The sequence below is a fragment of the Kitasatospora sp. NPDC036934 genome (genome assembly GCF_055608425.1).
The window spans coordinates 402,564-427,781 of the sequence record NZ_JBVJQR010000002.1 but is presented as its reverse complement, the minus strand read 5'-3'; the positions used below and the strand labels follow the sequence as shown (position 1 = coordinate 427,781).

The window sequence follows — 25,218 nt, the reverse complement described above, 5'->3', positions numbered from 1 at the left end:
CGGTCAGCTCACCGCAGCCGGGGTGCCACCACGGCGGAGTCGTGCGCACCGCGGGCGGCCAGCCTGCGGGCGACTCCGTCCGCGAGCAGCAGCAAGGCGGCGGTCACCAGCGCGGCCATGTGTTCGTAACCCGCCAACTCCGGGTCCACCGCCGTGATCGCGGCCGTCACCAGCACCACGCCCAGCGCGGTCCAGCGCGCCCCGAACCGCCAGGCGACCAGCAGGCCCAGACCGACGACGGCCGCCGACGGCCCGGTGTCCCGGACCTGGGCGAACACGGCGGGCAGATGGAGCAGGTGGCCGGGCGGCCGGGACACCCCGAAGCGCGCGTAGCAGGTGCCCACCAGCGAGCAGGTGTACCCGACGGCGACCGTGCGCCACGGGCCGAGGGTCAGCTCGGCGATCGCGAAGACCACGAACACCTGGGCCAGCGCCCCCCAGACCGGCAGGCCCAGGGCCGGCACGAATATCGATACCGGGAAGCGCAGCAGCGCGACGTCCCACGGCTCGGTGGCCCGGACCACGCCTATCCGGGAGACCAGGGCCGCCCCGCTCGGGAACTGGTCGACCGCGGCGAACAGCAGCACCAGGCAGCTGGAGACCACGGTGAGGGTCAGTGCGGCGGCGCCCCTGGCCCGCAGTCGGGCGCGCGCTCGGCGGTGGAGCAGGCCCCACTCGTTCTCGACCGCGCGCCGGATGCCGGGATAGTTCACGACGCTCCTCCAGTCCCGATCAGGCGTCGATGGTGGCCGCACACCGGTCCGCGGCACCGGCGCGCGGCCGGCCGTCGGAGCCCGGGGTGCACGGCCGCAGCAGCGCGAAGTAGGACAGGGCCGGTCCGGACTGCCGGAGGAGGTGCAGGCCGACGGCGTTGGCGTGCCGGGCCAGGGTCGCCGGGCGGATCTGGTGGCGGTCGAAGAACTCGCCGACGACCAGGCGACCGGTCGGCTTGAGGACGCGGCGCAGCTCGCTCAGGGCGGCGGGGACGTCCGGGATCTCGCCCAGCGCGGTGACCAGGTAGGCGGCGTCGAACGTGGCGTCGTCGAAGGGGAGTTCGCGCGCGTCGGCCAGGGTGGGGACGATGGTGTCGAGGCCGGATCCGGCGGCCCGGCGCATCACGTGGTCGAGCATCTCCTGCTGGATGTCGACGATGTCCAGCCGGCCGTCGGCGCCGAGCCGGGGCGCCACCTGGAGCGACTGCAGCCCGGTGCCGGGACCGATCTCCAGCATCCGCTCGCCCGGCAGCGGCTGGAGCTGCTCGGCCAGCCGCTCCCAGGACAGGAACGGCAGTGGCAGGTCGAGCAGTCGGTGCTGCGCGTAGGGGTACGGCGCGGAGTCGGTCACCCACCAGGCGGTGGCCGCGGCCGCGACCGAGGCGCCCGCGAGGGCCCAGACGCCGGCCTTGCCGAACGGGGCGCGCAGGGGTGAGGAGGGTTGGCGCATGGTTCTTCTCCAACGTTGGTCGTCGGCGTGGGGCGGTGGTGCCCGCTCAGTGGATGTGGCTGCCGCCGTTGGGGGCGGCCACGGTGAGGACGGCCGACGCACCGTCCACTCCTCGTTCCCGGAAGGCCGGTGGCCTTCGCCGGTGGTTCGCGGCGGCGCTGCGGGGGCGGCGCACCTGCGCGACCCCGCACCGACCATCTGCCTTCCAGCCAACAGCAGTTGGGCCGGGCCGGACACGTGGCCAGCCCACCGGACCGGGGTAGGGATAACCCACCTGTCGGTCCCGGCCGTCGTTGTCGGGCGGGGTGGCGGTGCCGACGGTGTCGGCCGGGGAGGTGGCGGCCAGCGGCTGCGCGGCGGCGCTGGCTCCGGATGCGATGGCGGGCGCGACGAGGCGCCGGGAAGCACCTTCCGGAAGGCAGCCACCGCCGCCGACCGCCAGGTCAGGTCAGGTCAGGTCAGGTCAGGTCGGTTCGGGTCGGGCCCGGTCGGGTCAGGTCTCGGCAAGCTCGGCTGCCCGTTCGAGCTGCTCACCCGGACGATGAACCGCCCCGCACCGGCGGTGGCTCCTCGCTCTGTCGGATCACCCTCGACCTGATCGGCGCCCCGACCGGCGCCCCGCTGCCGCGGCTGCTACCGCCGGTCCGCGCTCGGAGTGATCCCCGGGACGCTCCGCCGGATGGCCGCGGGGTGCCGCGGGGTGCCGACCACCGTCGTTCGCGGCACGGGCGTGCTCAGTGGACCGTGATGCCGCCGCGCGTGGTCTTCACCACCACGCTGCGCGGCGCGTCCACGGCGGTGTTCGGCAGCGAGACGCTCGGCGACGACCAGGAGCTCTGCGCGTCGACGTGGTAGGTGGCGTCGTGAGGCACCTTGAGGTCGACCCCGCCGTAGCCCGTGGTGACCTTCAGGGAGGCGGGTGCCGCCGTGAAGGAGGCGCTGACCGCGCCGTCGGTGGTGATCACCTCGGTGTTCGGGGCGCTGCTGTCGGCGAGGGTCACCGCGCCGTACGTGCTCCGCACGGTCAGCGGGCCGGACGACTGGTCCACCTCGACCCCGCCCAGCCCGGTGGTCAGGTCCAGCGGGCCGGTCAGGCCCTTCGCCTGGATCCCGGCGTCCCCGGTGCTCACCTGCGCGGCCAGGCCGGCCGGCACCGTGATCCGCAGGTGCCCCGAGCAGTCGCCGGAGCAGCCGGCGGTGACCGTGACGTCCGGCCCGGACCTGGCGACGGAGACCTGCGGGACACGGCCCGTGTAGCTGCCGTCCATGGCCACCGTGACCTGCGAGGAGCCGTCCTGATCCAGCGTCACGCCGATTCCGTCGGTCCGGACCGTCACCTGGCGGGCGCCGGCCGCGTCCTGCTGCCAGTTGCCGCTGTACCGGTGCTGCACCGGAAGCAGGGCGACCACACCCCAACTGGCCACGGCGACGACCGCGACGAGGACGGCCAGCCCCATGAGGAAGCATCCGCGGCGCATCTTCGGTGTGGTACTGATCTCAAGCTCCCAGGTAGCGCAGCACGGCGAGCACGCGGCGGTGGTCCCCCGCCTCCTGCTGCAGATCGAACTTCACGAAGATGCTGCGGATGTACTTCTCCACCGCCGCCGTGCCGATCACCAGATCGGCCGCGATCCCGGCGTTGGAACGGCCCCCCGCCATGGCCGTGAGGACCTCCCGCTCGCGCGGCGTCAGGGTGGACAGCGGATCCCGCTGCCGGCTGCCGGCCAGCAACTGCTTGACCACCTCCGGGTCGAGGACGGTCTCGCCCGCGGCGACCCGGCGCAGCGCGTCCACGAACTCCTCGGCGTCCGACACCCGGTCCTTGAGCAGGTAACCGACCCCGTTGTCATTGGAGTTGACCAGGTCGATGGCGTAGCGCTCCTCGACGTAGTTGGAGAGCACCAGGACGCCGGTCTCCGGCCAGCGGGCGCGTACCGCCAGTGCGGCGCGCAGGCCCTCGTCCAGGAACGTGGGCGGCATCCGGACGTCCGTCACACAGGCGTCCGGCCGGTGTTCGGCCACCGCGCGCAGGAGTTGCTCCCCGTCGCGGACCGCGGCGACCACCTCGATCCCCTGTTCGCTGAGCAGCAGTTCGATGCCCTGGCGCAGCAGCGCGGAGTCCTCGGCCAGTACTACCCGCACGGCAATTCCACCTCGATCACGGTCGGTCCACCCACCGGACTGCTGATCCGGAACCGCCCGTCCACCCCGGACACCCGGTCCGCCAGACCGGTCAGACCCGTGCCGGCCGCGAGGTCGGCTCCGCCACGTCCGTCATCGCCAACCGTAACGTCCAGTCGGGCGCCCTCCCGCCGGATCTCCACCCAGGCGCGGGTCGCATGAGCGTGTTTGGCCACATTGGTGAGCGCCTCGGTCACCGTGAAGTAGGCGACCGCCTCGATGGCGGACGAGGGGCGCGGCTCCACCAGGACGTCAAGGCGCACCGGCACCGGAGCCAGCGCGGCGACGGCGGAGAGCGATGCCTCCAGGCCGCGGTCGGTCAGCACCGGCGGGTGCAGGCCGCGGGCCAGGTTGCGCAACTCGGCGATGGTGCTGAGGGTTTCCCGCCGGACGTCCTCGACCAGCTTGTTGGTCTCGTGGTCACCGGACTTCTTCAACCGCGAGCTGGCCCGGCCCAGGGTGATCGACATCGCCACCAGCCGTTGCTGGGCACCGTCGTGCAGGTCCCGCTCGATCCGTTTGCGCTCCGCCTCGGCGGCGTCCACCACCCGGGCTCGACTTTCCGTCAGCTCGGTCACCCGCTGCTCCAGTTCCATGCCGCGGGGCCGGGAGAGCAGTGCGACGGCCAGCGCGGTGTCCAGCGCCAGCAGGAGTTTGACCATCAGCGGGGAAAGGACCGCGCCGACCAGCAGCGCCACCGCCGCGACCAGCAGTGCCCGGGGCAGGGAATCCACCACGAACGGCCCGAGCTGGGCCTGGCCGCCGGGCAGGCCCCGGTAGTAGGCCGGAAGCAGCACCATGGTCAGCGGCACGGCCCAGGTCAGCGCCACCCCGACCACGGTCACCACCGCCACCGGCAGCATCAGTACGAAGTAGCCGATCAGCCGCCAGGTGCAGAGGTTGTGGACGAGCGACTGCAGCGACTTGGCCAGCCGCCACGAACAGACCGGCACCGGCAGCTCGTCGAGCTCCAGCCCGCAGGTCACGGCGAACCGGGTGCGCTCGACGGCGGCCAGCCGGAACAGCGCCCACCCGGCCGCCACCGTGAGCGGCAGGCCCACCAGGCCGGCCGGCGCCAGGCAGACGGCGGCGACCATCACGACCAGTACGACCAGTCCCGCCAGCGCCACCAGACCGTCGAGTACCAGGTGGATCGACGCCCACCACAGGACGGGGGAGGCCAGCGCACGCAGCGGATTGCCCGGCACCACCTCGCGGGGTGGCCGGGCGTCCGTCCAGGCTCTGCCGGTGGCACGGCCGACGATGTTCTCGGTCAACTGCTTCGGACCCGCTCTCGTGGGCGGTGCGGGCGGCGACCAGTTCACCGTCCGCACCTCGATTCGACAAGGGGACGGTACCCAACCCGACCACCCGTCGACAGCGAGGAGAGCCCACCAGCGGGGGTAGGGTTTACCCCCCGTCCGGCCGGTGGGTTCACGCTGCCGACCCGGCGCCGCCCGGTGCGACATCGTGGGAACATGACCGATCGACACCCGAGCGCCGCCGGCCGCCCCTGCCCGGCCGGCGGGACCGACGACATCGAGCAGTTCCTCGTGCGCCACGGGGACACCATCGACGACCGGGTCGCCGAGATCGTCGAAGAGGTCCTCGGTGAGCAGCTGAGGCGGTACCGGCGCGACGTCGTCCCGCCGGTCACCGTCGCGCTGCTGGCGGCCGCGGCCGTCTCGCCGGCACTCATGTGGTGGAGCCCGTGGACCGTCCCCCTGGTGTGGGCCGTCACCTCCGTCATCTGCGTCTCGGTGTCATGGACCGCCCCGGCCCTGCGCCGCTCGTAACGGGCCCAGGGCCCCGCCCCGCCCGGGTCGAGGGGTGCCCCCGCGGTCGACCGCCCGCGATGCGGTGGCGGCCACCGCGGGTTCACCCCCAGTTGTAGGATGACCGGGCAAGCGGTTGTAGGATGACCGACGACCGATGAGTGGTGTGCGAAGGGAGGCCCGGCATGAGCAGCGGCGGCAACGGCCTGCAGGCGGCCGGGCGGCGTTCCCTGGTGGACACCGCGATCGACCGGCTGCGCGAGCAGCTGGCCGACGGGGCCTGGCCGGTGGGCTCGCAGATCCCCACCGAGCACGAGCTGGCCGAACAGCTGCAGGTCGGGCGGAACACCGTACGGGAGGCGATCCGGGTGCTGGCGCACGCCGGAATGCTGGTCTCCCGGCAGGGCGAGGGCACGTTCGTACGGTCCACCAGCGACCCGGCGGCGGTGCTGCGCGGCGTCCAGCGCTCGGGCATCCGGGACGTCCTGGAGGTCCGGGCCGCGCTGGAGACCGAGGGCGCCCGACTGGCCGCTCTGCGGCACACCCCCGAGGACATCCGGCGGATGCGGGCCGCACTGGCCCGGGAGGCCGAGGTCTTCGCCCGGCACCCCGAGCGGGCCAGCCGCGAGGCCACCGTCGAGCACGACCTGGAGTTCCACACCGCCGTCGTCGAGGCCGCGCACAACCCGGCCCTGGCCGAGGTGTACCGCTACTTCGGCGCCTCCGTGCGCGAGGCGATGACCTCCGCGTTCGGCGACCACGAGATGCCCGAGGCGGTCGTGGCCACCCACGAGGCACTGGTCGACGCGATCGAGAGCGGCGACCCGGACCGCGCCGAGACGGCGTGCCGCGCGCTGCTCGCCGAGCCGACCGCGGCCGTCGAGCAGCTGCTCGCGGCCATCGCGGCCCGGAAATAGGACGGCGCGAGCGCCCTTCCGTCCTCCCCGCGGCCGGTGGAGGCCTCCCTCCGCCGTGCCCGCACCACCCCTGATCCACGGAAAGAACAGCACACCCATGGCCGTCACCCGTGCCCAGCAGCCGGTTGTCACCGCTCCCGCCCCGCTCCCCGTCCGCGCCCGGCTGGCCCACCCGGCCCTGCTGCTGACCGGCATCCTGCTGGTCGCGCTGAACATGCGCGCCTGCCTGGCCGCCGTCTCCCCGATGGTCGCCGAGATCCAGCGGACGTTCGGGCTGTCCGCCACCGCGAGCGGGCTGATCACCACCGTCCCGGTGCTGTTCCAGGGCGTCGGCGCACCGCTCACCCCCCGGCTGACCCGCCGGTTCGGCGCCGAGCGGGTCGTGCTGGGCGCGGTGCTGGTGCTGGGCGCGGGCGTGCTGCTGCGGGTGCTGCCCTCGGTGTTCGCGTTGTACGCGGGCTGCGTGGTGATCGGCGTGGCCATCGCGGTGCTGAACGTGTCGATGCCGGGCCTGGTCAAGCGGGAGTTCCCGGACCGCGCGGCCACCATGACCGGCGTCTACTCGACCACCATGCTGGTCGGCGCGACCCTCGCGGCCGGCACCTCCGTCCCGCTGGAGCACGCGCTCGGCGGCGGCTGGCGGGCCTCGCTCGGCGCCTGGTCGCTGCTCGCGCTGGTCGCCGCGGTGGCCTGGCTGCCGCAGGTGCTGCGCTCCCGGCAGGAGAAGGCGGCGGTCGCCACCGCGACCCGGCCCGCCAAGCCGATCGAGGGCCTCTGGAAGTCCCCGCTGGCCTGGCAGATCAGCCTGTTCATGGGCATCTCGTCGCTGCTCGTCTACACCCTGGTCGCCTGGATGCCGACCATCCTGGCCGACCACGGCATGGACCGCGGCCAGGCCGGCCTGGTCTTCGCCTTCTCCAACCTGGTCCAGGTCGCCGGCGCCTTCCTGGTGCCGCTGATGGCCGGCCGGATGACCAGCCAGCGCGCCCTGGCGGTCACCATGGCCGCCCTGAACGGGCTCGGCATCGCGATGCTGCTGGTCGCGCCGGTCTCCGGTGCCTGGGCGACGGCGGCCGTCCTCGGTGTGGCCCAGGGCGGTTCGCTTGGCCTCGGCCTGGCCTTCATCGTGCTGCGCACCGGCACCGCGGCCGGCGCCGCCCAGCTGGGCGGCATGTCCCAGGCGATCGGCTACCTGGTCGCGGCGGCCGGCCCGGTCGGCGCCGGTGCCCTGCACCAGCTCACCGGCGGCTGGGACGCCACCCTGGTGCTGATGCTGGTGCTGGTCCTGGTGGTCGGCGCCGCCGGCTTCGGGGCCGGACGCAACCGGACCCTGTAGGGCCGGGGGCACCCGTCGGCGGGTGGGGGTCAGGCCCTACTCGAAGGCGAAGCCGAGGCCCTACTCGTCGGCGGCGAGGGTCAGCCCGGCGAGCTTCACCGAGGCCAGCACCGTCGCTCCGACGGCGACCACCAGCAGCAGCGGGACGGCCACCCCGAGGGAGACGTCGGCGCCGATCGCGGAGTCCCCGGCCACCGCCTCGGCGACCGCCCGTCCCCACTGCTGGATGCTCAGCGTCCGGGCGCCCTCGACGAAGTTCCCGATCAGCGACTCCCAGATCAGCGCGTACGCCAGCCCGGCCACCACCGCGTGCCGGGTGACCACGCCGAGCAGCAGGAACAGCGCGCTGTACGCGGCCCCGGCGACCAGTACGGCGACGGTGTAGCCGAGCGCCACGCCGTCCTCGGTGCCGTACAGCAGCAGCCCGGCGAGCAGCGTCGGGACGGCGGCGAACACCCAGGTGGTGCCGATCGCGACGGTCAGCTTGGTGGTGATGATCTGCCGGCGCGGCAGCGGCTTGGCGAGCAGGTAGACGATCGAGCCGTCGTCGATCTCGGTGGCGATCACGCCGGTGCCGATCACCAGGCCGAGGATCGGGACGAGGGTGCCGAGGTCCAGCTGGCCGAGGATCTTGACGGTCAGGCTGTGCGCGTCCCCGCTCGACCCGCTCGCGATGGCGGAGACGACCAGCAGCAGGGCGGGGGCCGCCAGGAGCAGGACGCCGCGGCGGCGGCCGAGCAGGCCGCGCAGGGTCAGCCTGGCGACGGTGGGGTTCATGGTCGGTCGGCCCCTTCCCGGGCAACGGTGGAGGTCATGCGGACACCAGGTAGGCGAAGACGCTCTCCAGCGACTCGTCCGCCGGGGAGACGGTGTACAGCCGGATGCCGGCCTCCCGGGCGACCCTGGGCAGCAGGGTGGTGAAGCCCTGGAAGTTCACCGCCTCGATCCGCAGTGCCCGCTCCCGGCCGTCCACCTCGATGCCGGTGGTCGAGCCGTCGGCGATCAGCGCGGCGGCAAGCCGGCGGTCGTCGCTGGAGCGGACCAGGTAGCGGTGCGGGCGGTCGGTCATCAGCCGCCGGATCCGCCGGAAGTCGCCCGAGGCGGCGTGCCGTCCGGCCACCACCACCTCGATGTGCCGGGCCAGTTGCTCGACCTCCTCCAGGATGTGGGAGGAGAACAGCACCGTCCGGCCGTCCGCGCCGAAGCGGCGCAGCAACTCCATCAGCTGCAGCCGCTGGCGCGGGTCCATGCCGTTGAAGGGCTCGTCCAGCAGCAGCACGGCCGGGTCGTGGACCAGCGCCGAGGCCATCTTGACCCGCTGCTTCATGCCCTTGGAGTACGTCCCGGTGCGGCGGTCCTGGGCGTGGGCCATCTCGACCAGGTCAAGGGCCCGCCGGGCAGCGGCGCCGGGCTGGGGCAGGCCGTGGAGTTCGGCGTTGGCGAGGACGAACTCCCAGCCGGTCAGGTAGTCGTACATCGACTCCCGCTCGGGGACCAGGCCGATCTGCCGGTACACCTGCTGGTTGCGCCAGATCGGCGCGCCGTCCAGGGTGACCGCGCCGCTGGACGGGGAGAGGAAGCCGCTCATCATGTGGATGAGGGTGGACTTGCCCGCGCCGTTGGGCCCCAGCAGGCCGGTGATGCCGGGGCCGATCGACATCGTGATGTCGTTGACCGCGACCACGTTCCCGAACCAGCGGGAGACCTTGTCGATGGTGATGGTGGCCATGCCGCCCTCTCAGACGTCTTGCCGGACACTGCGGTTGATCGGACGTGGTCGATCGGACGCGGTCGATCAGACGCGGCTGTAGCGGCGCAGCAGGAGCCGGTACGCCCCCGCCACCATCGCCACCGCGACCAGGGCGAACACCAGCGTGCCGAGCGCGCCCGGAGCGTGCCGGCGGTCGATGCCGTCACCGAGGTCGAACACCTCGTTGACCAGCGCCTCCACCAGGCCGTTCGGCGAGATCAGCGCCGTCCACTGGGCCGCGTCCGAGCCGCCCGGGCTCGGGCTGCTCATGCCCACCACGACTGCCGCGACCGTCGAACTCACCGCCAGGTAGCCCATGATGGCGGCCACCCCGAAGCCCCGGCGCGGGGTGCTCGCGGCGATCACCAGCGCCACCGAGGTCGGCACCAGGGCGTACAGCACGGCCGCCGCCAGGCCGTACAGGAAGTGGCCGGTGTTGTGCCCGAAGTCCATCCCGGCGAGCAGCGCACCGATGTACAGCACCAGCAACGGCGCTGCCATCAGCAGGAGTTGGGCACAGGCCATGGCGGCGAACTTGGCCCGGACGTAGTCGGCGCGGGTGATCGGGCGGGAGAAGTAGAGCGGGACGGTGTGGTACCGGAGGTCCCTCGAGAGCAGCACCGGCGCCTGGGAGGCGAGGAAGATCGACACCACCAGGCTGAGGCTGGAGAGGTAGCCGGCGTACTCGACCGGCAGTTCGTCCCGCTTCAGGTAGACCGCGGCCGCGACGAAGATCATCGCCGGGACGGTGACCACGCCCAGCAGCAGCATCGGCAGCACCTTGGACTTGCCGGAGCGACCCAGTCCGTAGGTGGCGCGCAGGCTCTGGGTGAAGAGCGAGCGGGTCGCGTAGCCGCGGCCCAGGCGCGGGCCGGTGTAGCCGCGGTAGCCGATGTCGTGGATGACGCCGGTGTCGGCGGGCCTGGTGTCAGGAGGCTGCGACATCGTCCTTACCTCCCCTGGCGCTGTCGGTGCCGTCGGTGCCGTCCGTGTCGGCGGTGAAGAGCTCGGCGACCCGGTGCCGGCGCTGCTCCAACCGGACCAGGCCGAGGCCGAGTTCGGCGACCGTGTCGCGGATGGTGTCGTAGGTGTCCTCGCCGGCCAGCCGGACCAGCAGCAGGTGCGAGCCCTCCGCCTGGACCTCCAGCCCGCCGGCCGCGAGCCGCGCCCGGACCTCGGCGCCGGGCTCGGCGATCGCGTCCTCCGGGTGGTCGGTGACCTCGACCGCGAGGACGGCCGTCGCCTCGGCGAAGGAGGCGGTGGAGGAGGAGCGCAGCAGCTTGCCGCCGTCGATGACCACCAGGTGGTCGCAGGTGCGCTCCAGCTCGCCCAGCAGGTGGGTGGTGACCAGCACCGAGATCCCGAAGTCGGTGTGCACGCGGCGGATCAGGCCGAGCATCTCGTCCCGGCCGGCCGGGTCCAGGCCGTTGGTCGGCTCGTCCAGCAGCACCAGCTTGGGGTCGTGCACCAGCGCCTGGGCCAGCTTCACCCGCTGCTTCATGCCCGTCGAGTAGCCGCCCATCGGGCGGTAGCGCTCCTCGTACAGGCCGACGTGCCGCAGCGTGTCCGCGGTGCGCTCGCGGGCGGCGGTGGCGGGCAGCCCGGCCATCCGCGCCATGTGCACCACGAACTCGGTCGCGGAGACGTCCGGCGGCAGGCAGTCGTGCTCGGGCATGTAGCCGACCCGCTCGCGGATCTCCGAGCCCCGGGTGGCGATGTCCAGGCCGAGCACCTCGCCGCGGCCGGCGGTCGCCGGGGAGAGCCCGAGCAGGATCTTGATCAGGGTGGACTTGCCCGCCCCGTTGGCCCCGACCAGCCCGACGACCCCGGGCTGCACCTCGACGGTCAGCTGGTCGAGGGCGGTGACCCGGGGGAACCTCTTGCTGAGGCCCTCGGTCTTGATGACAGCAGTGGACACGCCCTCAACGTAACGGGCCGCTGCCACAAGGGCCATGAGCTGGAATGACGAGGCCGTCTAGTGCCCCGGTATGACACCGGGCCGGGCCACCCCTAGGGGGCCGCCCGGCCCGGTGTCACGTCCGCCGTCGGGTCAGGAGCTCGGACGCTCCCACATCTCGGTGACCTTGCCGGAGGCGTCGAACGCGACCTTGTAGACGCCGCTCGAACAGGGGTAGAAGCCCTTCTGGTTCCCCGGCGTGGCGATGCACTCGTTGATGTGCTTCGCCAGGTCGGCCGCGTTGACGTCCTTCGGCGCGGCGACGACCGACTTGAGGTGGCCCTTGACGGTGGGCGCGAACTGCGCGGTCTTGTCGGGGCCCACCGCCTCGTGGGCGACGTCGTCGACGCCGCAGGCGTCCTTGGTCTCCTTGTAGACCAGGGCCGTCGCGCTGGTGCCCTTCTCCACGTTGATCCACTTCTGCCCGGCGGGCAGCGGGTCGCTGGTGCAGAAGCCCTCCGGGCCGCCGTCGGTGGGCTTGCCGCTCGGCGCGGGCTTGGCGGTGCCGGTGGCCGGAGCGGCGGTGGGCGACGCGGCGCCGGCACCGGCCGGCGCGGCGGTCGCGGTGGCGCCGCCGGCGCCCTGGTCGGACGTGTTGTCCGGGCCGCAGGCCGCGAGGCCCAGCGCGGCGGTGGCGACCAGAGCGGTGGCGAGCAGCCTCCTGGATGCAGACATGACGAAAGAACCCCCGTTTAACGCATGATCAGATAAAGGTGCGGCGGACAGACTAGCGCCTCCCGCCCACGGGACTCGTGGACGTGGACCGGGGCTTGCGCCGGCGCGGCGTCCCGGGGTTGCTGTGCGGCCATGTGTGCGGCCATGCGGTGACCCTCACCGCTGTGGCACGGCTGTGACGGCCGGCGCACGAAGCTGTGGATCATCGCGGGATACAACTGGCACTGAAGGTTCACGAACAAGAGCGGCATGGAACGGCAGGACCGCCCTGCCCTCCGGGGGGACTGATCCCCGATCCGCGGGCGCGCCGCCGACGCGGTGGGCAGGCCGGGAGGAGCGGAGGAACACCGGCGGCGCCCACGCCCCCTCCCGGGGAGGAGCCCCCCTACTCGGCCGCCGGCTCCGCCCGGCGGCGCGGGCGGAGCCGGGCCGCCGTTCAGGAGGAGAGGCGGTTCAGCGCCGCGGTGGCGATGCCTTCGACGTAGCCCGGGGCGTCGGTGGGCTGGCGGGTGAGCTCGACGACGGCGACCCTGGTGCCGCTGCGCAGGACCGCGACCCCGCCGCTGACGGTGCCGTCGCCGTTGTACGCCGGGTACCAGTGGGCGGTGCCGCCGGTGACGGTCAGGGTGTGGGCCGCGCCGTAGTACCAGTGGCCGGCGGGCTCGTCCCGGCAGTCCTCGACGAGCGCGACGAGCTGCTTCTCCCAGGTGTCGGCGGCGGTCCCGGTGGGGGCGCTCGCCGCCGACTCGATCAGTCGGCCGTCGGTGTCGAAGCTCCAGGTCACGGACGCGTACCCGGTGGCCTCGCCCTTGGTCAGGTCGCGCATCGTCTCCTCTCCGGAGCACGCGGACAGCCCCTGGCGTCCGGTCAGCGAAACGGTCGCGCCGACCGGGTTCAGGCCCTGCTGGACGTAGTCCTCGCTCTGGACGAGGGCGGCGGAGCCGAGTCCGGGCGCGGCGACCGCGGCGCGGTGCGGTGCGTTGTGCGCGGCGCCGTCGGCGGTGGCCGACTGGGTGCCGACGACGCTGACCGTGATCAGTGCGGCGGCGAAGCAGGCCGCGGCGGCGACCCGATTGCGGCGAACGGACTTCTGCTGGACGGCCTGGTTCTCGGTCATCTGGTCCCCCTGCTGGTCGGGACGCCTGCTGCGTCCTCGTACAACCGGGGAGATGCCGCCGGAGGAGCAAATGTCGGAGCCCTGACCGGCTGTTTCACAGCTGTGACAGAGCGGCCCTGACGACGCGGTCCATCGCGGCCGTCCCCAGACAGGCATCGACCTCCAGCACCCCGTAGTGGCTGCCGCTGCGCAGCACGGCGATGCCGCCGCAGGGCTCCTTGCCCTCGGGCGCTCTGCCGGTGGTGTTGAGCGCTCCCGGGTAGAGGCCCATCCAACTCGCGGTGACGTCCGGGGCGAGGTGCAGCGTCGTGGTCTTTCCGTAGACCCAGTGCCCCGGCGATTCCTCCTGGCAGGGCACCTCCTCCAGCAGCAGACGCTCGCTGAAGTTCTGCGCCCGAGCAGGGCCAGGTGTCTCGGCGGCGACCTCGCGGGCGACCTGGTCGGCGGAGGCGACGGCCACCGTGGGGTCACCCGGATCGGTACGGGTGGTGGTCATCAGCCCGCGGAAGTGGGCACCGGGCCCGCCCAGGGTCTGGCCGAGGGTCTTCTCGCCGGTGCAGGCCGCGTTGGCGTAGACCCCGTCGCCGTACCGGTCGGTGACGTGGATCCGCCCGATGCCGACGTCCGGGCCGAACGCCGCCGGTCCCAGCAGGTTCGCGGTCGTCACCGGACCGGTAGCGCCGGTCGGCGAGGCGGAGGCGGAGAGGGAGCCGGAGGACGCGGGCGCAGACCTCGGGACGGCCCCGCCGGGTGGCGGTGGCAGGACGAACCGGCCGGTCGCCAGCCCGAGCGCGGCAGCCGCCACCAGGGCGGCGACGGCGTACCGGGGCCGGACGACGGCGTGGCCGCCGCCCGCAGCGGGACCGCCGTTCACAGATCGGCGACCAGGCGCTCGCGCATGAAGCGGCGGGCCTGGTGGATCCGGTCCCTGACCGTGCCCAACGGGATGCCCAGTTGCTCGGCGGCCTGGGCGTAGGTCAGGTCGCCCAGGTCGCGCAGCACGAAGGACTCCACCAGGGTGGGGTGCTGCTGCTCCAGCGCGGCCAGCGCCTCCATCACGTCGAGCCTGGTCCCGGCGATGACGCTGGTGGTGCGCGGGTCGACGGACTCGGGGAGGTCGGCGTGGCTGTCCTCGGCGCGCCGACGCATCGAGCGGTAGGTGGACCGGGCGGCGTTCGAGGCGATCACCGTCACCCAGCCCAGGAAGGAGCCGCGGCCGCCGTACCCGCCCAGGTGCGTGCTGATGGACAGCAGCGCGTCCTGCGCGGCCTCCTCCGCGTCGGCGTGGTGGGGCAGGAAGCGCGAGCAGCGGCGCAGCACCACCGGCCGCAACTTCGCCAGCAGGTACTCCATCGACCCCGGGTCCCCCGCCTGGGCGGCCGCCACGAGCCGCTCCAGCTCGCCTTCCTCCAACACCCGGATCCCCCCGTTCGTCCCGCCCCGAGTACGGGTGTTCCACGCTCCCCCCGACTCCGGCAGAATGCTCCCACATGCGCAAGCTCGGCCGTTACCTCCTTCTGGAGCGGCTCGGAGCCGGCTCCTTCGCCACGGTCTGGAAGGCCTACGATCCGGAGCTCGACACCGAGGTCGCGGTGAAGGTGCTGGCCGAGAACTGGGCCGCCAACGCCGATGTGCGCGAGCGGTTCCTGGCGGAGGCGAGGCTGCTGCGCCGGATCGCCAGCCCGCGGGTGGTCCGGGTGCACGACGTCGGGGTGCAGGAGGAGCGGCCCTACTTCGTCATGGACTACGTACGCGGCGGCACCCTGGCGGACCGGGTCGGGCAGTGCGACCCGCAGGAGGCGCTGCGGCTGGCCGCGGAGGCGGGCTACGCGGTCCAGGTCCTGCACGAGGCGGGCGTGGTGCACCGCGACGTCAAACCGTCCAACCTGCTGCTCGCCGACGGCCCGGCGCCCGCCGCGGTGCTGGTGGCGGATCTGGGCAGCGCGAAGCAACTGGCCGACGCGTCCGGGCTGACGGTGACCACGGGCACGCCCGCGTACATGGCACCGGAACAGGCCTTCCAGACCGGCGGGTTGGACGGGCGGGCCGACGTGTACGCGCTGGCCGTCGTGGCCTACGAGCTGCTGACCGGGCAGAAGCCGTTCGGCCCGGGCGGACGCGCCACAGCCCTGATGACCGACCAGCCGACCGCCTCGACGCTGCCGGCGCTCCCAGCCGCAACGGAGCTCCCACCGAACGTCGTCCTGCTGCTACGGGCCGCGATGTCCGTCGAACCGGCAGACCGACCGCCGACCGCCCAGGCCTTCGCGGACGCGCTGCTGGCTCCGGTTCCGCAGTCCCAGCCCCTCGAAGGCCCGCGGTGGCTGACCCCGCGCGCGGTCTGTCTGGCGTCGGGCGCGGTGTTCTCGGCGACGGCCCTGCTCAGCTGGCTGCGGCGCTGAATCCGCGTCGACGATGACGACGGCCCGCTCGCCGGGCCCACACCGTGCGCGGCAGCGCGCTCCCTCAGAGGTCGGGCGCCGACCGCAGAGGCTGCCGTAGGGTCGTACAGCAGTTGGTAGGCGCCGATCGCATCGAAGGAAGCGACCGCCTCTGCTGCCTTGAGGTGGTTCGACGCTTGGGCCAGCAGGTTGTCGGCCTGCTCCCGGCTCGCGGGTACGCGCTCCAGCTCCTTGCGCGCCAACATGCTTGCGACTGCGGCGCGGCCCTGCTGCCACTTCATCCCTTGTGCTTCCTTTCGAACGCTTCGAGCTGAACCGTCGGCCGGCTTCTGGCGCCCGTGAGGAACGGGTCCGTGCCCGGCTCGTGCCAGCGGGCCGACGAGATCCGGTGAACGTTGACTTCTCGGTCGAGCAGACGTTCCGCCTCGCGTGCAGCCTCGTACAGCTCGTCCTCGTCGGGGGTACCCACCACAAGGACATCGACGTCGTTGGGTACCCCGCCGCCCTCCCCGGTGTAACGGGCGGCCCAGGAGCCGTAGATGTGGGCTTCCTCTACGCCGGCGAGCGGTAGCAGCAGACCTCCGAGCACGGCGATCGGACCGTAGGTGAGGGCGAACAGCTCGGTCAGTGGGCCTGCCAGCCGCCCGGTGGCGTCGGCCCGCAGCAGCCGGAGGTTTCCGAGCCGTCGCTCTGTGATCAGTTCGGCCTCAACCAGCCGGTCCGCCTCGCGGCTGGCGGTTGCGGTCGAGACCCCGGAGCGTGCGGCAATGTCGGCAAGTGAGGTCTCTTCCTGCGGATGCAGATACAGCCAGGCCAGCATCTCCCCCTGGAACGGGGTGCGCAGGAGCGGCAGCAGTGCCGGCGGAGGAGTTTGCATAAGCCGCACAGCAGCTTGCACCTTATGCAAATAGCCCCTGATGAGTCACTAATTCATCCCTACGAGTGATCGGAGGCCACGCGCCGTGCTCTGGTGAACTTCTGCCGTCCGGTGCCGGCGGCGAGCTCGCTGAGGCGCTCGCCGATCACGGAAACTCCCGGGCGGGGCTCCTGCTCGTAGTACCGGCGCTTGCGCCGGCGCAGCATTTCCTCGCCGTGCTCGGCCCAGGTGAACCCGGGCTTCCGCAGCAACTTCCGGAACACCTCGTCGACGGTCTCCGGGTGGGCGGCGGCCAGCCGGCGGATCGGCAGTGGGGCGATCGACTCCTCGCGCAGGTACGTACGCAGCAGGTCCTGGCGATGCCTACGGCTCGGGAGGGCCGGGTCGGTGAAGAGGTCCCGCAGCATCCCGTAGTCCGGGTAGAAGTTGAGCCCGTCGACTTCGTCGTAGATGACACCGACCGTGTCCGATTCCGCGAGTCCTCGCGGTAGTTCGAAGGCCGGGAAGGCCAGACCGGGGAGCCGCCTGCCCCGGACGCGGTCGGGATGCTCGGCGACGGCGGCCTCCTGCCGATGCCGGTAGTAGGCGTTGAGCCGGTCCTCGGCTTCGGCAGGGGGAAGGACCAGTTCGTCGCTGCCGCAGAACTCGATGAACGCGGTTCGGTCCTCCCGCATCGAGCGCCATCCCTGCTCGATCTTCTCGGGGTTGCGGAAGACCAATGAGGGATGTTCGGTGGCCAGTTGGAGCGCCGCCTGGGCGATCTCGGTGGCGCTGGACTTCGGGTAGGACGACATCATTCCGGAGATCAGCCACGCCCCGTCGACCGAGTGGACGGGCACCAGGCAGGTGTGCAGGAATCCCCCCTTGGACACTCCGCGGAAGGCCACCCGCCCGACGTTCGAGTACGTGCGGTACTCCAGGTCGTCGATCAGGTTCAGCAGGACGACGGCGTCCCCGTCCTTGCGCCGGATCTCGAAGATGCCCTCGACCGGATCACGCCAGCCGAGAAGCATCTCCCGATCCGCCTCGGTCAAGCCCCGTCGTCCGGCGACGAACCGGTCCACCACGGTCGAACCGTCCGGAAAGCGGTACCGCAGGATGAAGTTGTCGATGATCCGGATCGCATCGCCTTCCTCCAACTGCCGCCGGGGCCCGGCGACCTCCAGGAGGAGGGGCGTCAACCACCGGTCGAAGCGCGCGCTCTGGGCGAAGGCGACGAGTTCACCCTTCAGTTCGGAGCTTCGCTCGATCAGGTCTCGCAACGATGCCTCGTCCTCGTTCCGTACCACGGCAGCCATGCAGGCCCTCTCGATCTTGAAGGTTCCGGCGCTCACTGCGTCCAGTAGTAGCGGTACGCCTCAACCCACTCCGCGCCGTCCGGAGCCGGTTCCGGCAGCTGAAGGTCCAGCAATCCGATCGTCTGCCGGAACTCACCGCGGGCACACAGGGCGACGATCCTTCCGTCCCGGGAGAGGTCGATGCCACGCACGGTCACCTCGACGCCCAGCACCGAGGTGCTGAACGGCACCGCCAGGTTCTCCTCGACGGCGGTGAACAGAGCCGTCAGTTCCTCGTGCTCGTCGTAGGTGTCGACCGTCGCTTCCTCGACCAGCGCGGCCAGTTCTCGCCTGCTCAACGTGCCCATGGCTCCACGCTAGCGGACCTGCTCGTGCCGACTTGCGGGCGGTCCGAAGTCCCGCCGATCCGCAGGCGTATCGTCACGGCATGCGCTTGAGTACCGTTATCCTCCCCATCCACCGGTGGAGCGAGGGGCAGAAGATCTGGCGGCGGGCCGAGGAGCTCGGGTTCCATGCCGCGTACACCTATGACCACCTCTCCTGGCGGTCGTTCCGGGACGAGCCGTGGTTCGGGTCGGTCCCGACGCTGACGGCGGCGGCCGGGGTGACTGAGCGGCTCCGCCTCGGCACCCTGGTGACCTCGCCGAACTTCCGGCACCCGGTGACGCTGGCGAAGGAGCTGATCACGCTGGACGACGTGTCCGGCGGGCGGGTCACGCTGGGGATCGGGGCCGGCGGGACGGGCTTCGACGCGACGGCGATGGGGCAGGAGGCGTGGTCGCCGAAGGAACGGGCGGACCGGTTCGGGGAGTTCCTGCCGCTGCTGGACGAGCTGCTGCGCACCGACGCCACGACCCGCCAGGGCACGTACTACTCGGCGGTCGAGGCGCGGAACATCCCCGGCTGCGTGCAGACCCCACGGGTGCCGTTCTACGTGGCCGCGACCGGCCCGCGCGGGCTGCGGCTGGCGGCCGAGCACGGGCAGGGCTGGGTGACGTACGGCGACCCGAAGGGCCCGGCGGACGTGCCGGTGGAGCAGGCGCCCGCGGTGATCGCCGCGCAGATCGCGAAGCTGACGGCCGCCTGCGAGGCGCAGGGCCGGGACGCGGCCACGCTGGAGAAGGTGCTGCTCCAGGGCTCGACGGCGGAGAAGCCGCTGCAGTCGCTGGACGCCTTCGTGGACTGGGCCGGGACGTACCGGGAGTTGGGGATCACCGAGTTGGTGATCCACTGGCCAGTGCCGGACTCGATCTTCGAGAACGACCTCGCCGTGTTCGAGCGGATCGCCACCGAGGGCCTCGCCCAGCTGGGCTGAGGCCGGGCGTCACGGGTGCGGGCGGGTGCGCTGGGCGGGGAGGGCGGGGGGCTGGGCCGGGGTGCGGCGGGCGAGCTCGGCGAGGGTGTGGAAGAGGACCTCGCCGAGCAGGACCGGCTCGCGGGAGGCGGCCGGTGCGCCCGGGGGCTCGTGGGCCTCGGTGGAGTCCGGGGAGGGGAGGGTCGGGGGCGGCTCGTCACGGAGCTGGCGAGTGGGCATGGCTCTTCCTGCCGACGACGGTGACCGGGGGAAGTCCTGCCCGGCGCGCCCGCAGCGACACCCCGGGCGGGCCCGGATCGGCCGGAAACGGCGCCCGAAGGGCCGGAACCCGACCGTACGGTCGGGGCCGCACGCCCCGGCCGCGCCGGTGACCGGGCAGCGGCGATGGGCGAAGATGGACCGGTGACCGAACCCCGCACCGCCCCCCGCCTCATCGCCACCGACCTGGACGGCACCCTGCTGTGCTCCGGCGGCACCGTCAGCGACCGCACCGCCGCCGCGCTGGCCGCGGCCGAGGCGGCCGGCGTGCAGGTGGTGTTCGTGACCGGCCGGCCGCCGCGCTGGATGCAGCAGGTGAGCCCGCACATCGGCGGTCACGGGGTGGCGATCTGCTCCAACGGCGGCGCGATCGTGGACGTGCGGCGCGGCGAGCTGATCGAGTACTTCCCGATGGCGGCGGAGACCTCGCTGGCCGTGGTCGAGACGCTGCGGGCCAAACTGCCCGGCACCGCGTTCGCGTTCGAGTACGCGGACGGCTGGGCCCGCGAGCCCGGGTACGAGGTGCTGATGTGGGGCGACGACGAGGTCCGCGCGGTCGGCCCGGCCGAGGAGCTGCTGGCGGACGGCGGCCCGGTGCGCGGCCTGTTCAAGCTGCTGGCCAAGCACCCGGAGCTGGACCCGGACACCTTTCTCGCCGAGGCCCGTACGGCCGCCGGGCACCTGGCCGAGATCACCCGCTCCGCGCCGATCTCGCTGCTGGAGATCAGCGCACCCGGCGTCACCAAGGCCAGCACGCTGGCCCGTTGGTGCGCCGAGCACGGGATCGACCGCGCCGAGGTGGTGGCCTTCGGCGACATGCCGAACGACCTGGAGATGCTGGCCTGGGCCGGCACCGCGTACGCCGTCGCCAACGCGCACCCGCAGGTGCTGGCGGCGGTGTCGCTGCACACGGTGAGCAACGAGGAGGACGGCGTCGCGGCGGTGCTGGAGGGGCTGCTTCGACTGCTCTAGCCGAAGCGGCCGTTGACGTAGTCGGAGGTCCGCTGGTCGCGCGGGTCGCCGAAGAGCCGCTCGGTCGGCCCGGCCTCGACGATCCGGCCCGGGGTGTCGTGGGTGGCCAGGAAGAACGCGCAGGTCTGGGAGACCCGTTGGGCCTGCTGCATGTTGTGGGTGACGATCACGATGGTGAGCCGCCCGCGCAGTTCGGCGATGGTCTCCTCGACCCGGCGGGTGGAGGTCGGGTCGAGCGCGGAGCACGGCTCGTCCATCAGCAGGATGTCCGGCGAGACAGCCAACGACCGTGCGATGCACAGGCGTTGCTGCTGACCGCCGGAGAGGGCGCCGCCGGGGGTGTGCAGCCGGGTGGCCACCTCGTCCCAGAGCCCGGCCCGGCGCAGACTGGTCTCCACCAGGTGCCGGCGCTCCTCCTTGGACACCTTGATGCCGGCCAGCTTGAGCCCGCTGGAGACGTTGTCCTGGATGGACATCGCCGGGAACGGGTTGGGCCGCTGGAACACCATGCCGATCCGGCGCCGCACCTCGGCGGGGCGGCGCCCGGGCCGGTAGACGTCGTCCCCGTCCAGCAGCACCTCGCCGGCCAGGGCGGCGCCGCGCACCATCTCGTGCATCCGGTTGAGGATCCGCAGGTAGGTGGACTTGCCGCAGCCGGACGGGCCGATCAGCGCGGTGACCCCGCCGGCCGGCATCGCCAGCGAGACCCGCTCCAGCACCTTGCGGCTGCCGAACCAGGCGGAGACGTCCCGGGTCTCCAGCCCGGCCAGCACCCCGTCACGGGGGCCGGGGGCCGGGGGCACCGACGGGAGGGTGAGGGTGTCGGCGGCGGCCGGGTCGACCGCCGCCTCGTGCGGCTGGTGCGTGGTGTCGGTCATCGGTACGGCCCTCCGGGCGCGCGTCAGTAGAGGTTGGGCAGCAGGGCGGCGGCGTTCTCGTAGACCGCCCAGAGCAGGGCGCCGACCACGGGCGCCGCGCTCAGGCAGGCGGTCGAGCGCCGCCAGTACCGGGCCAGCAGCAGCGCGCCGGCCACCGCGCCCAGCAGCGCGAGCGACCACAGCTGCAGCGTGGCCAGCGCGCCCTTGTCCGAGGCCAGCGCCTTGTCGTACGCGACGGTGGCCGGGCGGCCGCCGGGGTTCTGCTGCGGGTCGCCCTCCAGTCGGGCGTCGATCATCACGGTGGAGCCGGCGATCCAGTCGGAGTCGCCGGTGACCAGGACCAGCCGGTCGCGGACCGGGTCGGTGATCGGGTGGTCGCCGTCGCCGTACGCGTTGACCACGTAGGTGGCCTTGCCCTGCCCGGTGGTGGTCTCGATCCGGTCGCCGACCCGGAGCCCGGACAGCTCCGCGAACGGCGCGCCGAAGGTGGCGCCCCGGCCGAACAGCACCGCCACCCCGCCCTGGCCGGGCAGCGCGGTGTCCCGGCGGTGGCCGGGACCACGCATCAGGTCCCGGCCGGTGGTGCCCTCGACCACCACGGCCTGGTGCAGGCCGATCGCCGGGATGTCCAGCAGCGCCACCGGGTCGCCGTCGGCGGCGGCGCCGGTCGGGGCGACGGCCCGGGCGAGCTGGTCCCGGAAGGTCTTGTACGCCGTCGACTGGTAGTGCCGCTCCTGGACGTGCGAGAGCGTGAAGAGGTAGCCGACGAAGCCCAGCACCAGCGCGGCCAGCAGGCTGGCCGCCCAGGCGCCCTGGAGGAAGCGGCGCCGGGCGGGGCTGACGGCCGGGCGGGCCGCGGCCGGCCCGGCCGCCGGCGGGGCCTCGACGGGCCGGGGCGGGGCGGGCGGCTTCTCCAGGACGGGTGCCGTCACGAGGCACCGCCCGAGCCCTTGCGCCGGCGCAGCAGCCGGCGACCGAGCAGCGGCGGGACGAGGACGACGGCGAGCAGTTCCACGGCGGTGAGCGAGGAGAGCATCCAGTCCTCCGGCCGGCCGCCCACCTCGACCACGTTGGCCGCGACCTCGGTGGAGCCGCCCCGGCCGCGCGCGACCACCTGGCCGGTCTGCGGGTCGACGGTGTCGGCGGAGCCGTCGCCGCCGTTCGGGTCGCCGGCCGCGGCGCCACCGGCGTTCGGGTCGCCGCCGACCGCGGCGGCGCCGGTCCCGCCCGCGTCGCCGTTGCCGCCCGCACCACCGGACCCACTGCCGCCGGACCCGCCGGTAGCGCCACCGCCGGAGCCGCCACCGGCCGCACCGCCGGAGCCGGCGGACCCGCCGGAGCCGCCCGATCCGCCTGAACCGGTCTTCACCGCCTGGCCGTTCTGGACGGTGCAGTCCAGCGGGGCGCCCTGCTTGTCACAGGGGCTCGGCTGCGGGGCGTTCTTGAGGACGGTCAGCTCACCGGCCGAGTTGAACGTCGGGTTGGCGCAGTTGGACAGGGTTTCGGGGTCGACCGGACTGGCGTTGCCGGGGATCGACCTGGCCTGCAACAGCCCGCCGCGCACCAGGCCGCGCGGGATCGGCGAGTAGCCGAGGCCGTCGGCCTCGCCCTGGCCCTCGCAGAGCACGTAGGCGAGGAACCTGCTGAGCGCGGCGCCCTTGTCGTTGTTGAAGCGGCCCGGCGGGGGCAGCGCGGCGCCGGTCCGCGGCACGATCACGTAGCTGTAGCTGGAGATCGGGTACGAGCGCGGATCGTCCATGGTGTAGACGCCGTCGAGGTTCTGCTGCAGGTAGTTCGGGTCGGACGGCGGGGTGTTGTCGTCCACGCCGCGGATCTTGGCGGCGGTGAGCGCGATGGCGACGTTGGAGGCGGTCGGCAGCGAGTAGTAGCCGGCCTGGTTGAGCACCTTCACGACCGGCCAGTTGCTGCGCTTGGCGAAGGCGTACTCGTCGTAGCCGATGGTGCCGAGGCCGGCCGCCGCCTTGATGTAGCCGGCCACCACGTCGGAGCCGTTCTGGGCGACCATCCGGCCGGACGGCGGGAAGAACTCCGTGTAGTCACCGCAGGTGGTGCCGTTGACGGACTTGCAGTAGTCGTCCCACTGGCCCTGGTGGGTGTGCTCCATCCAGCGGGTGAACTGGGCGGTGGCACCGGAGCCGTCCGAGCGGACCACCGGGGTGATCGGCAGGTTGGGCAGGGCCTTGCCGTAGTCGGCGGTGATCTTCGGGTCGTTCCAGTTGGTGATCTTGTTGGTGAAGATGTCCACGACGGTCTGCGGGGACAACCGCAGGTCGCGGACCTGCTTGCCGCCGACCACCAGGTTGTACATGAAGGTCGTGCCGCCCGCGGTGATCGGCACGTAGGAGAAGCCGTAGACCGGGTTCTCCCTGGTGCCCTGGCCGCTGGTGCGGGCCCCGGAGTTCAGGCCGGTGTCCTCGGTGCTGCGGAACGGCACGTCCGAGGCGGTGAAGTCGTCCTGCCCGTTGCTCCAGGCGGTCCGGCCCGCGGCCGAGCCGACCGGGTTGAAGCTGATCTGGATGCCCTGCGGCCCGACGTCCTGGCGCCACTGGTCGATGGCCGGTCCGGCCCAGCTGGATCCGTCGGCGCTCAGCGCGACCGACGCGGCGAAGGCCGGTGCGGCCGGTCCGAACAGCAGGGAGGCCGTGGCGAGCAGCAACGCCAGTCCTCCCGCCAGGACGCGGGCCACGGAGCGCCTTGCGGCCTCCCATGACATGAGAACTCCTCTGGTACGGAGGGGGGTTGGATGGGTCATCAGCCGTTCCAGGGCAGCGCGGCGGTCGGCTGGGCGGCGGTCGGCTGGGCTCCGGCGACGGCCGGCCGGGCGACGACGGAGCCGGCGGCGCTCTCGGCCCGCCGCGCCTCCCGGTCGGTCCGGCGCCGCTGGGCGCGGGTCAGCTCGCCGGGGCGGCGACCGCCGAGCACCCGCGCGGTGACGAACAGGATCAGCACCAGGGCCATCAGGGTCAGCCCCGCCGCGAAGGCGCGCGCGACCATCTCGGGGTAGGGCTGCTTGACGTAGTTCCAGATGTACAGCGGCAACGACACCTGGTGCTCGTGGAACGGGTCGGCGTTGAACTGCGGGGTGAAGCCCGAGGTCAGCAGCACCGGCGAGGTCTCCCCGATGCCGCGTGCCACGCCGAGCACGACCGCGGTGACCAGGCCCGGCCGGGCGGTCGGCAGCACGACGTTCCACACCGTCCGCCACTGGCTGCCGCCGAGCGCGTACGAGGCCTCGCGCAGGGTGCCCGGCACCAGCCGGATGACCACCTCGGAGGCCCGGGTGACGATCGGCATCATCATCACCGTGAGCGCGAGCGAGGCCGCGAAGCCGCTCTTGTCGAAGCCGAGCGTCAGGATCACGATGCCGAGCACGAACAGGCCCGCGACGATCGACGGCAGGGCCGTCATCGCCTCGACGAGGGTCCGCACCGGCTTGGCCATCCGGCCGCCGACCTCGGACATGAAGATCGCCGCGGCGATGCCCAGCGGCACCGCGAACAGCGTTGCCAGGCCGACCTGTTCGAGCGAACCGACGATCGCGTTCAGCGCGCCGCCGGAGGTGATCGGGGAGAGCGCGGCGGTCCGCTCCATCGACTCGGTGAAGAAGTTGAGGTGCTGGGCGGCCTCGTACCCGCGCACCGCGAGGTAGCCGACCTGGTCGACGACCAGCGCCAGCACCAGCAGGCCGGCGCTCCACGCCAGCACGGAGACCAGGCGCTCGCGCACCAGCAGCGGGCCCCACTGGAGCCGGCCCAGCGTGAAGTAGGCGCCCAGGAAGAGCAGGTACCAGCAGACCAGGAAGCCGAAGGCGCCGCTGAACGGCAGCACCCGCTCGTACAGCATCCAGTTCAGCGCCAGCGAGCCGACCGCCGCGCCGGCCACGGTGAACACGTCCTCGCGGGTGGCGCCGCCGAGCTTCACGCGCTTCTCCGGACGCGGCTCCGCCGGGCCGGCCGTGGGCACGGCGGCGCCCGGGCCGGCGGCGCCCGGAGCCGCGGACGGAGGCAGGTCGAGCGTGGTCATCGGGTCGTTCCCTTCGACGGGTT

At 72.8% G+C, this 25,218-nt stretch carries 27 protein-coding genes; 6 read left to right on the top strand and 21 right to left on the bottom strand.

The genetic code is table 11. The features are described from left to right. Positions 1-8: 8 nt before the first annotated feature. The 5 genes from ACZ7BZ_RS04695 to ACZ7BZ_RS04675 form a co-directional block, all read right to left on the bottom strand. Positions 9-713, bottom strand: a complete 705-nt coding sequence (locus tag ACZ7BZ_RS04695) for a hypothetical protein (RefSeq protein ID WP_470357087.1) — start codon at positions 711-713, stop codon at positions 9-11. A gap of 19 nt (positions 714-732) precedes the next feature. Continuing rightward, on the bottom strand, positions 733-1,443 hold the full coding sequence (locus tag ACZ7BZ_RS04690; protein ID WP_470357086.1) for a class I SAM-dependent methyltransferase: 711 nt from the start codon (positions 1,441-1,443) through the stop codon (positions 733-735). Between the two features lie 734 nt (positions 1,444-2,177). Continuing rightward, positions 2,178-2,921, bottom strand: coding sequence for a DUF4097 family beta strand repeat-containing protein (locus tag ACZ7BZ_RS04685; protein ID WP_470357085.1), 744 nt, complete (start codon positions 2,919-2,921; stop codon positions 2,178-2,180). A gap of 19 nt (positions 2,922-2,940) precedes the next feature. After that, positions 2,941-3,585 carry a response regulator transcription factor gene (locus tag ACZ7BZ_RS04680; RefSeq protein ID WP_380452592.1) on the bottom strand — a complete coding sequence of 215 codons (645 nt, stop codon included), beginning with the start codon at positions 3,583-3,585 and terminating at the stop codon, positions 2,941-2,943. Further along, positions 3,576-4,901: a sensor histidine kinase gene (locus tag ACZ7BZ_RS04675; protein WP_470357084.1), complete on the bottom strand. Its 1,326-nt coding sequence runs from the start codon at positions 4,899-4,901 to the stop codon at positions 3,576-3,578. Before ACZ7BZ_RS04675 ends, ACZ7BZ_RS04680 begins: the two co-directional genes overlap by 10 nt. A 201-nt stretch (positions 4,902-5,102) precedes the next feature. Here ACZ7BZ_RS04675 and ACZ7BZ_RS04670 point away from each other — a divergent pair, with 201 nt between their 5' ends. The 3 genes from ACZ7BZ_RS04670 to ACZ7BZ_RS04660 all read left to right on the top strand — a co-directional run bounded on the left by ACZ7BZ_RS04670 (position 5,103) and on the right by ACZ7BZ_RS04660 (position 7,652). Continuing rightward, the gene (locus ACZ7BZ_RS04670) at positions 5,103-5,420 is read left to right on the top strand and encodes a hypothetical protein (protein ID WP_470357083.1); all 318 of its coding nucleotides are present in this window, start codon (positions 5,103-5,105) and stop codon (positions 5,418-5,420) included. Between the two features lie 164 nt (positions 5,421-5,584). After that, complete coding sequence (locus ACZ7BZ_RS04665) at positions 5,585-6,316, top strand: FadR/GntR family transcriptional regulator (protein WP_380452586.1); 732 nt, start codon at positions 5,585-5,587, stop codon at positions 6,314-6,316. 97 nt (positions 6,317-6,413) lie between these two features. Then, positions 6,414-7,652 (top strand): CynX/NimT family MFS transporter, encoded by a 1,239-nt coding sequence (locus tag ACZ7BZ_RS04660; RefSeq protein WP_470357082.1) that lies wholly within the window; start codon positions 6,414-6,416, stop codon positions 7,650-7,652. 60 nt (positions 7,653-7,712) lie between these two features. On the opposite strand, the gene ACZ7BZ_RS04655 is transcribed toward ACZ7BZ_RS04660, so the two are convergent. The 8 genes from ACZ7BZ_RS04655 to ACZ7BZ_RS04620 form a co-directional block, all read right to left on the bottom strand. Further along, complete coding sequence (locus tag ACZ7BZ_RS04655; RefSeq protein WP_380452582.1) at positions 7,713-8,429, bottom strand: ABC transporter permease; 717 nt, start codon at positions 8,427-8,429, stop codon at positions 7,713-7,715. Between the two features lie 34 nt (positions 8,430-8,463). Beyond that, positions 8,464-9,381 carry an ABC transporter ATP-binding protein gene (locus ACZ7BZ_RS04650; RefSeq protein WP_470357081.1) on the bottom strand — a complete coding sequence of 306 codons (918 nt, stop codon included), beginning with the start codon at positions 9,379-9,381 and terminating at the stop codon, positions 8,464-8,466. 66 nt (positions 9,382-9,447) lie between these two features. Beyond that, entirely contained in the window at positions 9,448-10,347 is a 900-nt protein-coding gene (locus tag ACZ7BZ_RS04645; protein ID WP_470357080.1) for an ABC transporter permease, read from the bottom strand. After that, positions 10,331-11,356, bottom strand: coding sequence for an ABC transporter ATP-binding protein (locus ACZ7BZ_RS04640; RefSeq protein WP_470357079.1), 1,026 nt, complete (start codon positions 11,354-11,356; stop codon positions 10,331-10,333). Before ACZ7BZ_RS04640 ends, ACZ7BZ_RS04645 begins: the two co-directional genes overlap by 17 nt. Positions 11,357-11,452: 96 nt before the next feature. Continuing rightward, positions 11,453-12,034 carry a hypothetical protein gene (locus ACZ7BZ_RS04635; RefSeq protein WP_380452574.1) on the bottom strand — a complete coding sequence of 194 codons (582 nt, stop codon included), beginning with the start codon at positions 12,032-12,034 and terminating at the stop codon, positions 11,453-11,455. Positions 12,035-12,470: 436 nt separating this feature from the next. Continuing rightward, positions 12,471-13,151 (bottom strand): hypothetical protein, encoded by a 681-nt coding sequence (locus tag ACZ7BZ_RS04630; protein WP_470357078.1) that lies wholly within the window; start codon positions 13,149-13,151, stop codon positions 12,471-12,473. A gap of 94 nt (positions 13,152-13,245) precedes the next feature. Then, positions 13,246-14,025: a hypothetical protein gene (locus ACZ7BZ_RS04625; RefSeq protein ID WP_470357077.1), complete on the bottom strand. Its 780-nt coding sequence runs from the start codon at positions 14,023-14,025 to the stop codon at positions 13,246-13,248. Beyond that, complete coding sequence (locus tag ACZ7BZ_RS04620; protein ID WP_470357076.1) at positions 14,022-14,564, bottom strand: RNA polymerase sigma factor; 543 nt, start codon at positions 14,562-14,564, stop codon at positions 14,022-14,024. Before ACZ7BZ_RS04620 ends, ACZ7BZ_RS04625 begins: the two co-directional genes overlap by 4 nt. A gap of 77 nt (positions 14,565-14,641) precedes the next feature. Here ACZ7BZ_RS04620 and ACZ7BZ_RS04615 point away from each other — a divergent pair, with 77 nt between their 5' ends. Next, entirely contained in the window at positions 14,642-15,553 is a 912-nt protein-coding gene (locus tag ACZ7BZ_RS04615; protein WP_470357075.1) for a serine/threonine-protein kinase, read from the top strand. 277 nt (positions 15,554-15,830) lie between these two features. On the opposite strand, the gene ACZ7BZ_RS04610 is transcribed toward ACZ7BZ_RS04615, so the two are convergent. The 3 genes from ACZ7BZ_RS04610 to ACZ7BZ_RS04600 form a co-directional block, all read right to left on the bottom strand. After that, entirely contained in the window at positions 15,831-16,373 is a 543-nt protein-coding gene (locus ACZ7BZ_RS04610) for a MarR family transcriptional regulator (protein ID WP_470357074.1), read from the bottom strand. 116 nt (positions 16,374-16,489) lie between these two features. Further along, positions 16,490-17,728 (bottom strand): hypothetical protein, encoded by a 1,239-nt coding sequence (locus tag ACZ7BZ_RS04605; protein ID WP_470357073.1) that lies wholly within the window; start codon positions 17,726-17,728, stop codon positions 16,490-16,492. A gap of 32 nt (positions 17,729-17,760) precedes the next feature. Continuing rightward, positions 17,761-18,075 carry a hypothetical protein gene (locus ACZ7BZ_RS04600; protein WP_465660039.1) on the bottom strand — a complete coding sequence of 105 codons (315 nt, stop codon included), beginning with the start codon at positions 18,073-18,075 and terminating at the stop codon, positions 17,761-17,763. Between the two features lie 80 nt (positions 18,076-18,155). On the opposite strand from ACZ7BZ_RS04600, the gene ACZ7BZ_RS04595 reads away from it, so the two are divergent. After that, positions 18,156-19,043 carry an LLM class flavin-dependent oxidoreductase gene (locus ACZ7BZ_RS04595; RefSeq protein WP_470357072.1) on the top strand — a complete coding sequence of 296 codons (888 nt, stop codon included), beginning with the start codon at positions 18,156-18,158 and terminating at the stop codon, positions 19,041-19,043. A 9-nt stretch (positions 19,044-19,052) separates the two neighbouring features. On the opposite strand, the gene ACZ7BZ_RS04590 is transcribed toward ACZ7BZ_RS04595, so the two are convergent. Continuing rightward, positions 19,053-19,262, bottom strand: a complete 210-nt coding sequence (locus ACZ7BZ_RS04590) for a hypothetical protein (protein WP_470357071.1) — start codon at positions 19,260-19,262, stop codon at positions 19,053-19,055. A 165-nt stretch (positions 19,263-19,427) separates the two neighbouring features. On the opposite strand from ACZ7BZ_RS04590, the gene ACZ7BZ_RS04585 reads away from it, so the two are divergent. Continuing rightward, on the top strand, positions 19,428-20,273 hold the full coding sequence (locus tag ACZ7BZ_RS04585; RefSeq protein WP_465739989.1) for an HAD family hydrolase: 846 nt from the start codon (positions 19,428-19,430) through the stop codon (positions 20,271-20,273). Here the strand turns inward: ACZ7BZ_RS04585 and ACZ7BZ_RS04580 are convergent. The 4 genes from ACZ7BZ_RS04580 to pstA all read right to left on the bottom strand — a co-directional run bounded on the left by ACZ7BZ_RS04580 (position 20,270) and on the right by pstA (position 25,195). Further along, a complete protein-coding gene (locus ACZ7BZ_RS04580) occupies positions 20,270-21,046 on the bottom strand; it encodes a phosphate ABC transporter ATP-binding protein (RefSeq protein WP_470357174.1) in 777 nt (258 codons plus the stop codon). The two genes, ACZ7BZ_RS04585 and ACZ7BZ_RS04580, sit on opposite strands and share 4 nt — an antisense overlap. Positions 21,047-21,174: 128 nt before the next feature. Beyond that, positions 21,175-22,083 (bottom strand): sortase, encoded by a 909-nt coding sequence (locus ACZ7BZ_RS04575; RefSeq protein ID WP_470357070.1) that lies wholly within the window; start codon positions 22,081-22,083, stop codon positions 21,175-21,177. Further along, positions 22,080-23,885, bottom strand: coding sequence for a substrate-binding domain-containing protein (locus ACZ7BZ_RS04570; RefSeq protein WP_470357069.1), 1,806 nt, complete (start codon positions 23,883-23,885; stop codon positions 22,080-22,082). Before ACZ7BZ_RS04570 ends, ACZ7BZ_RS04575 begins: the two co-directional genes overlap by 4 nt. Before the next feature lie 38 nt (positions 23,886-23,923). Further along, positions 23,924-25,195: a phosphate ABC transporter permease PstA gene (pstA, locus tag ACZ7BZ_RS04565; RefSeq protein WP_470357068.1), complete on the bottom strand. Its 1,272-nt coding sequence runs from the start codon at positions 25,193-25,195 to the stop codon at positions 23,924-23,926. Positions 25,196-25,218: the final 23 nt, after the last annotated feature.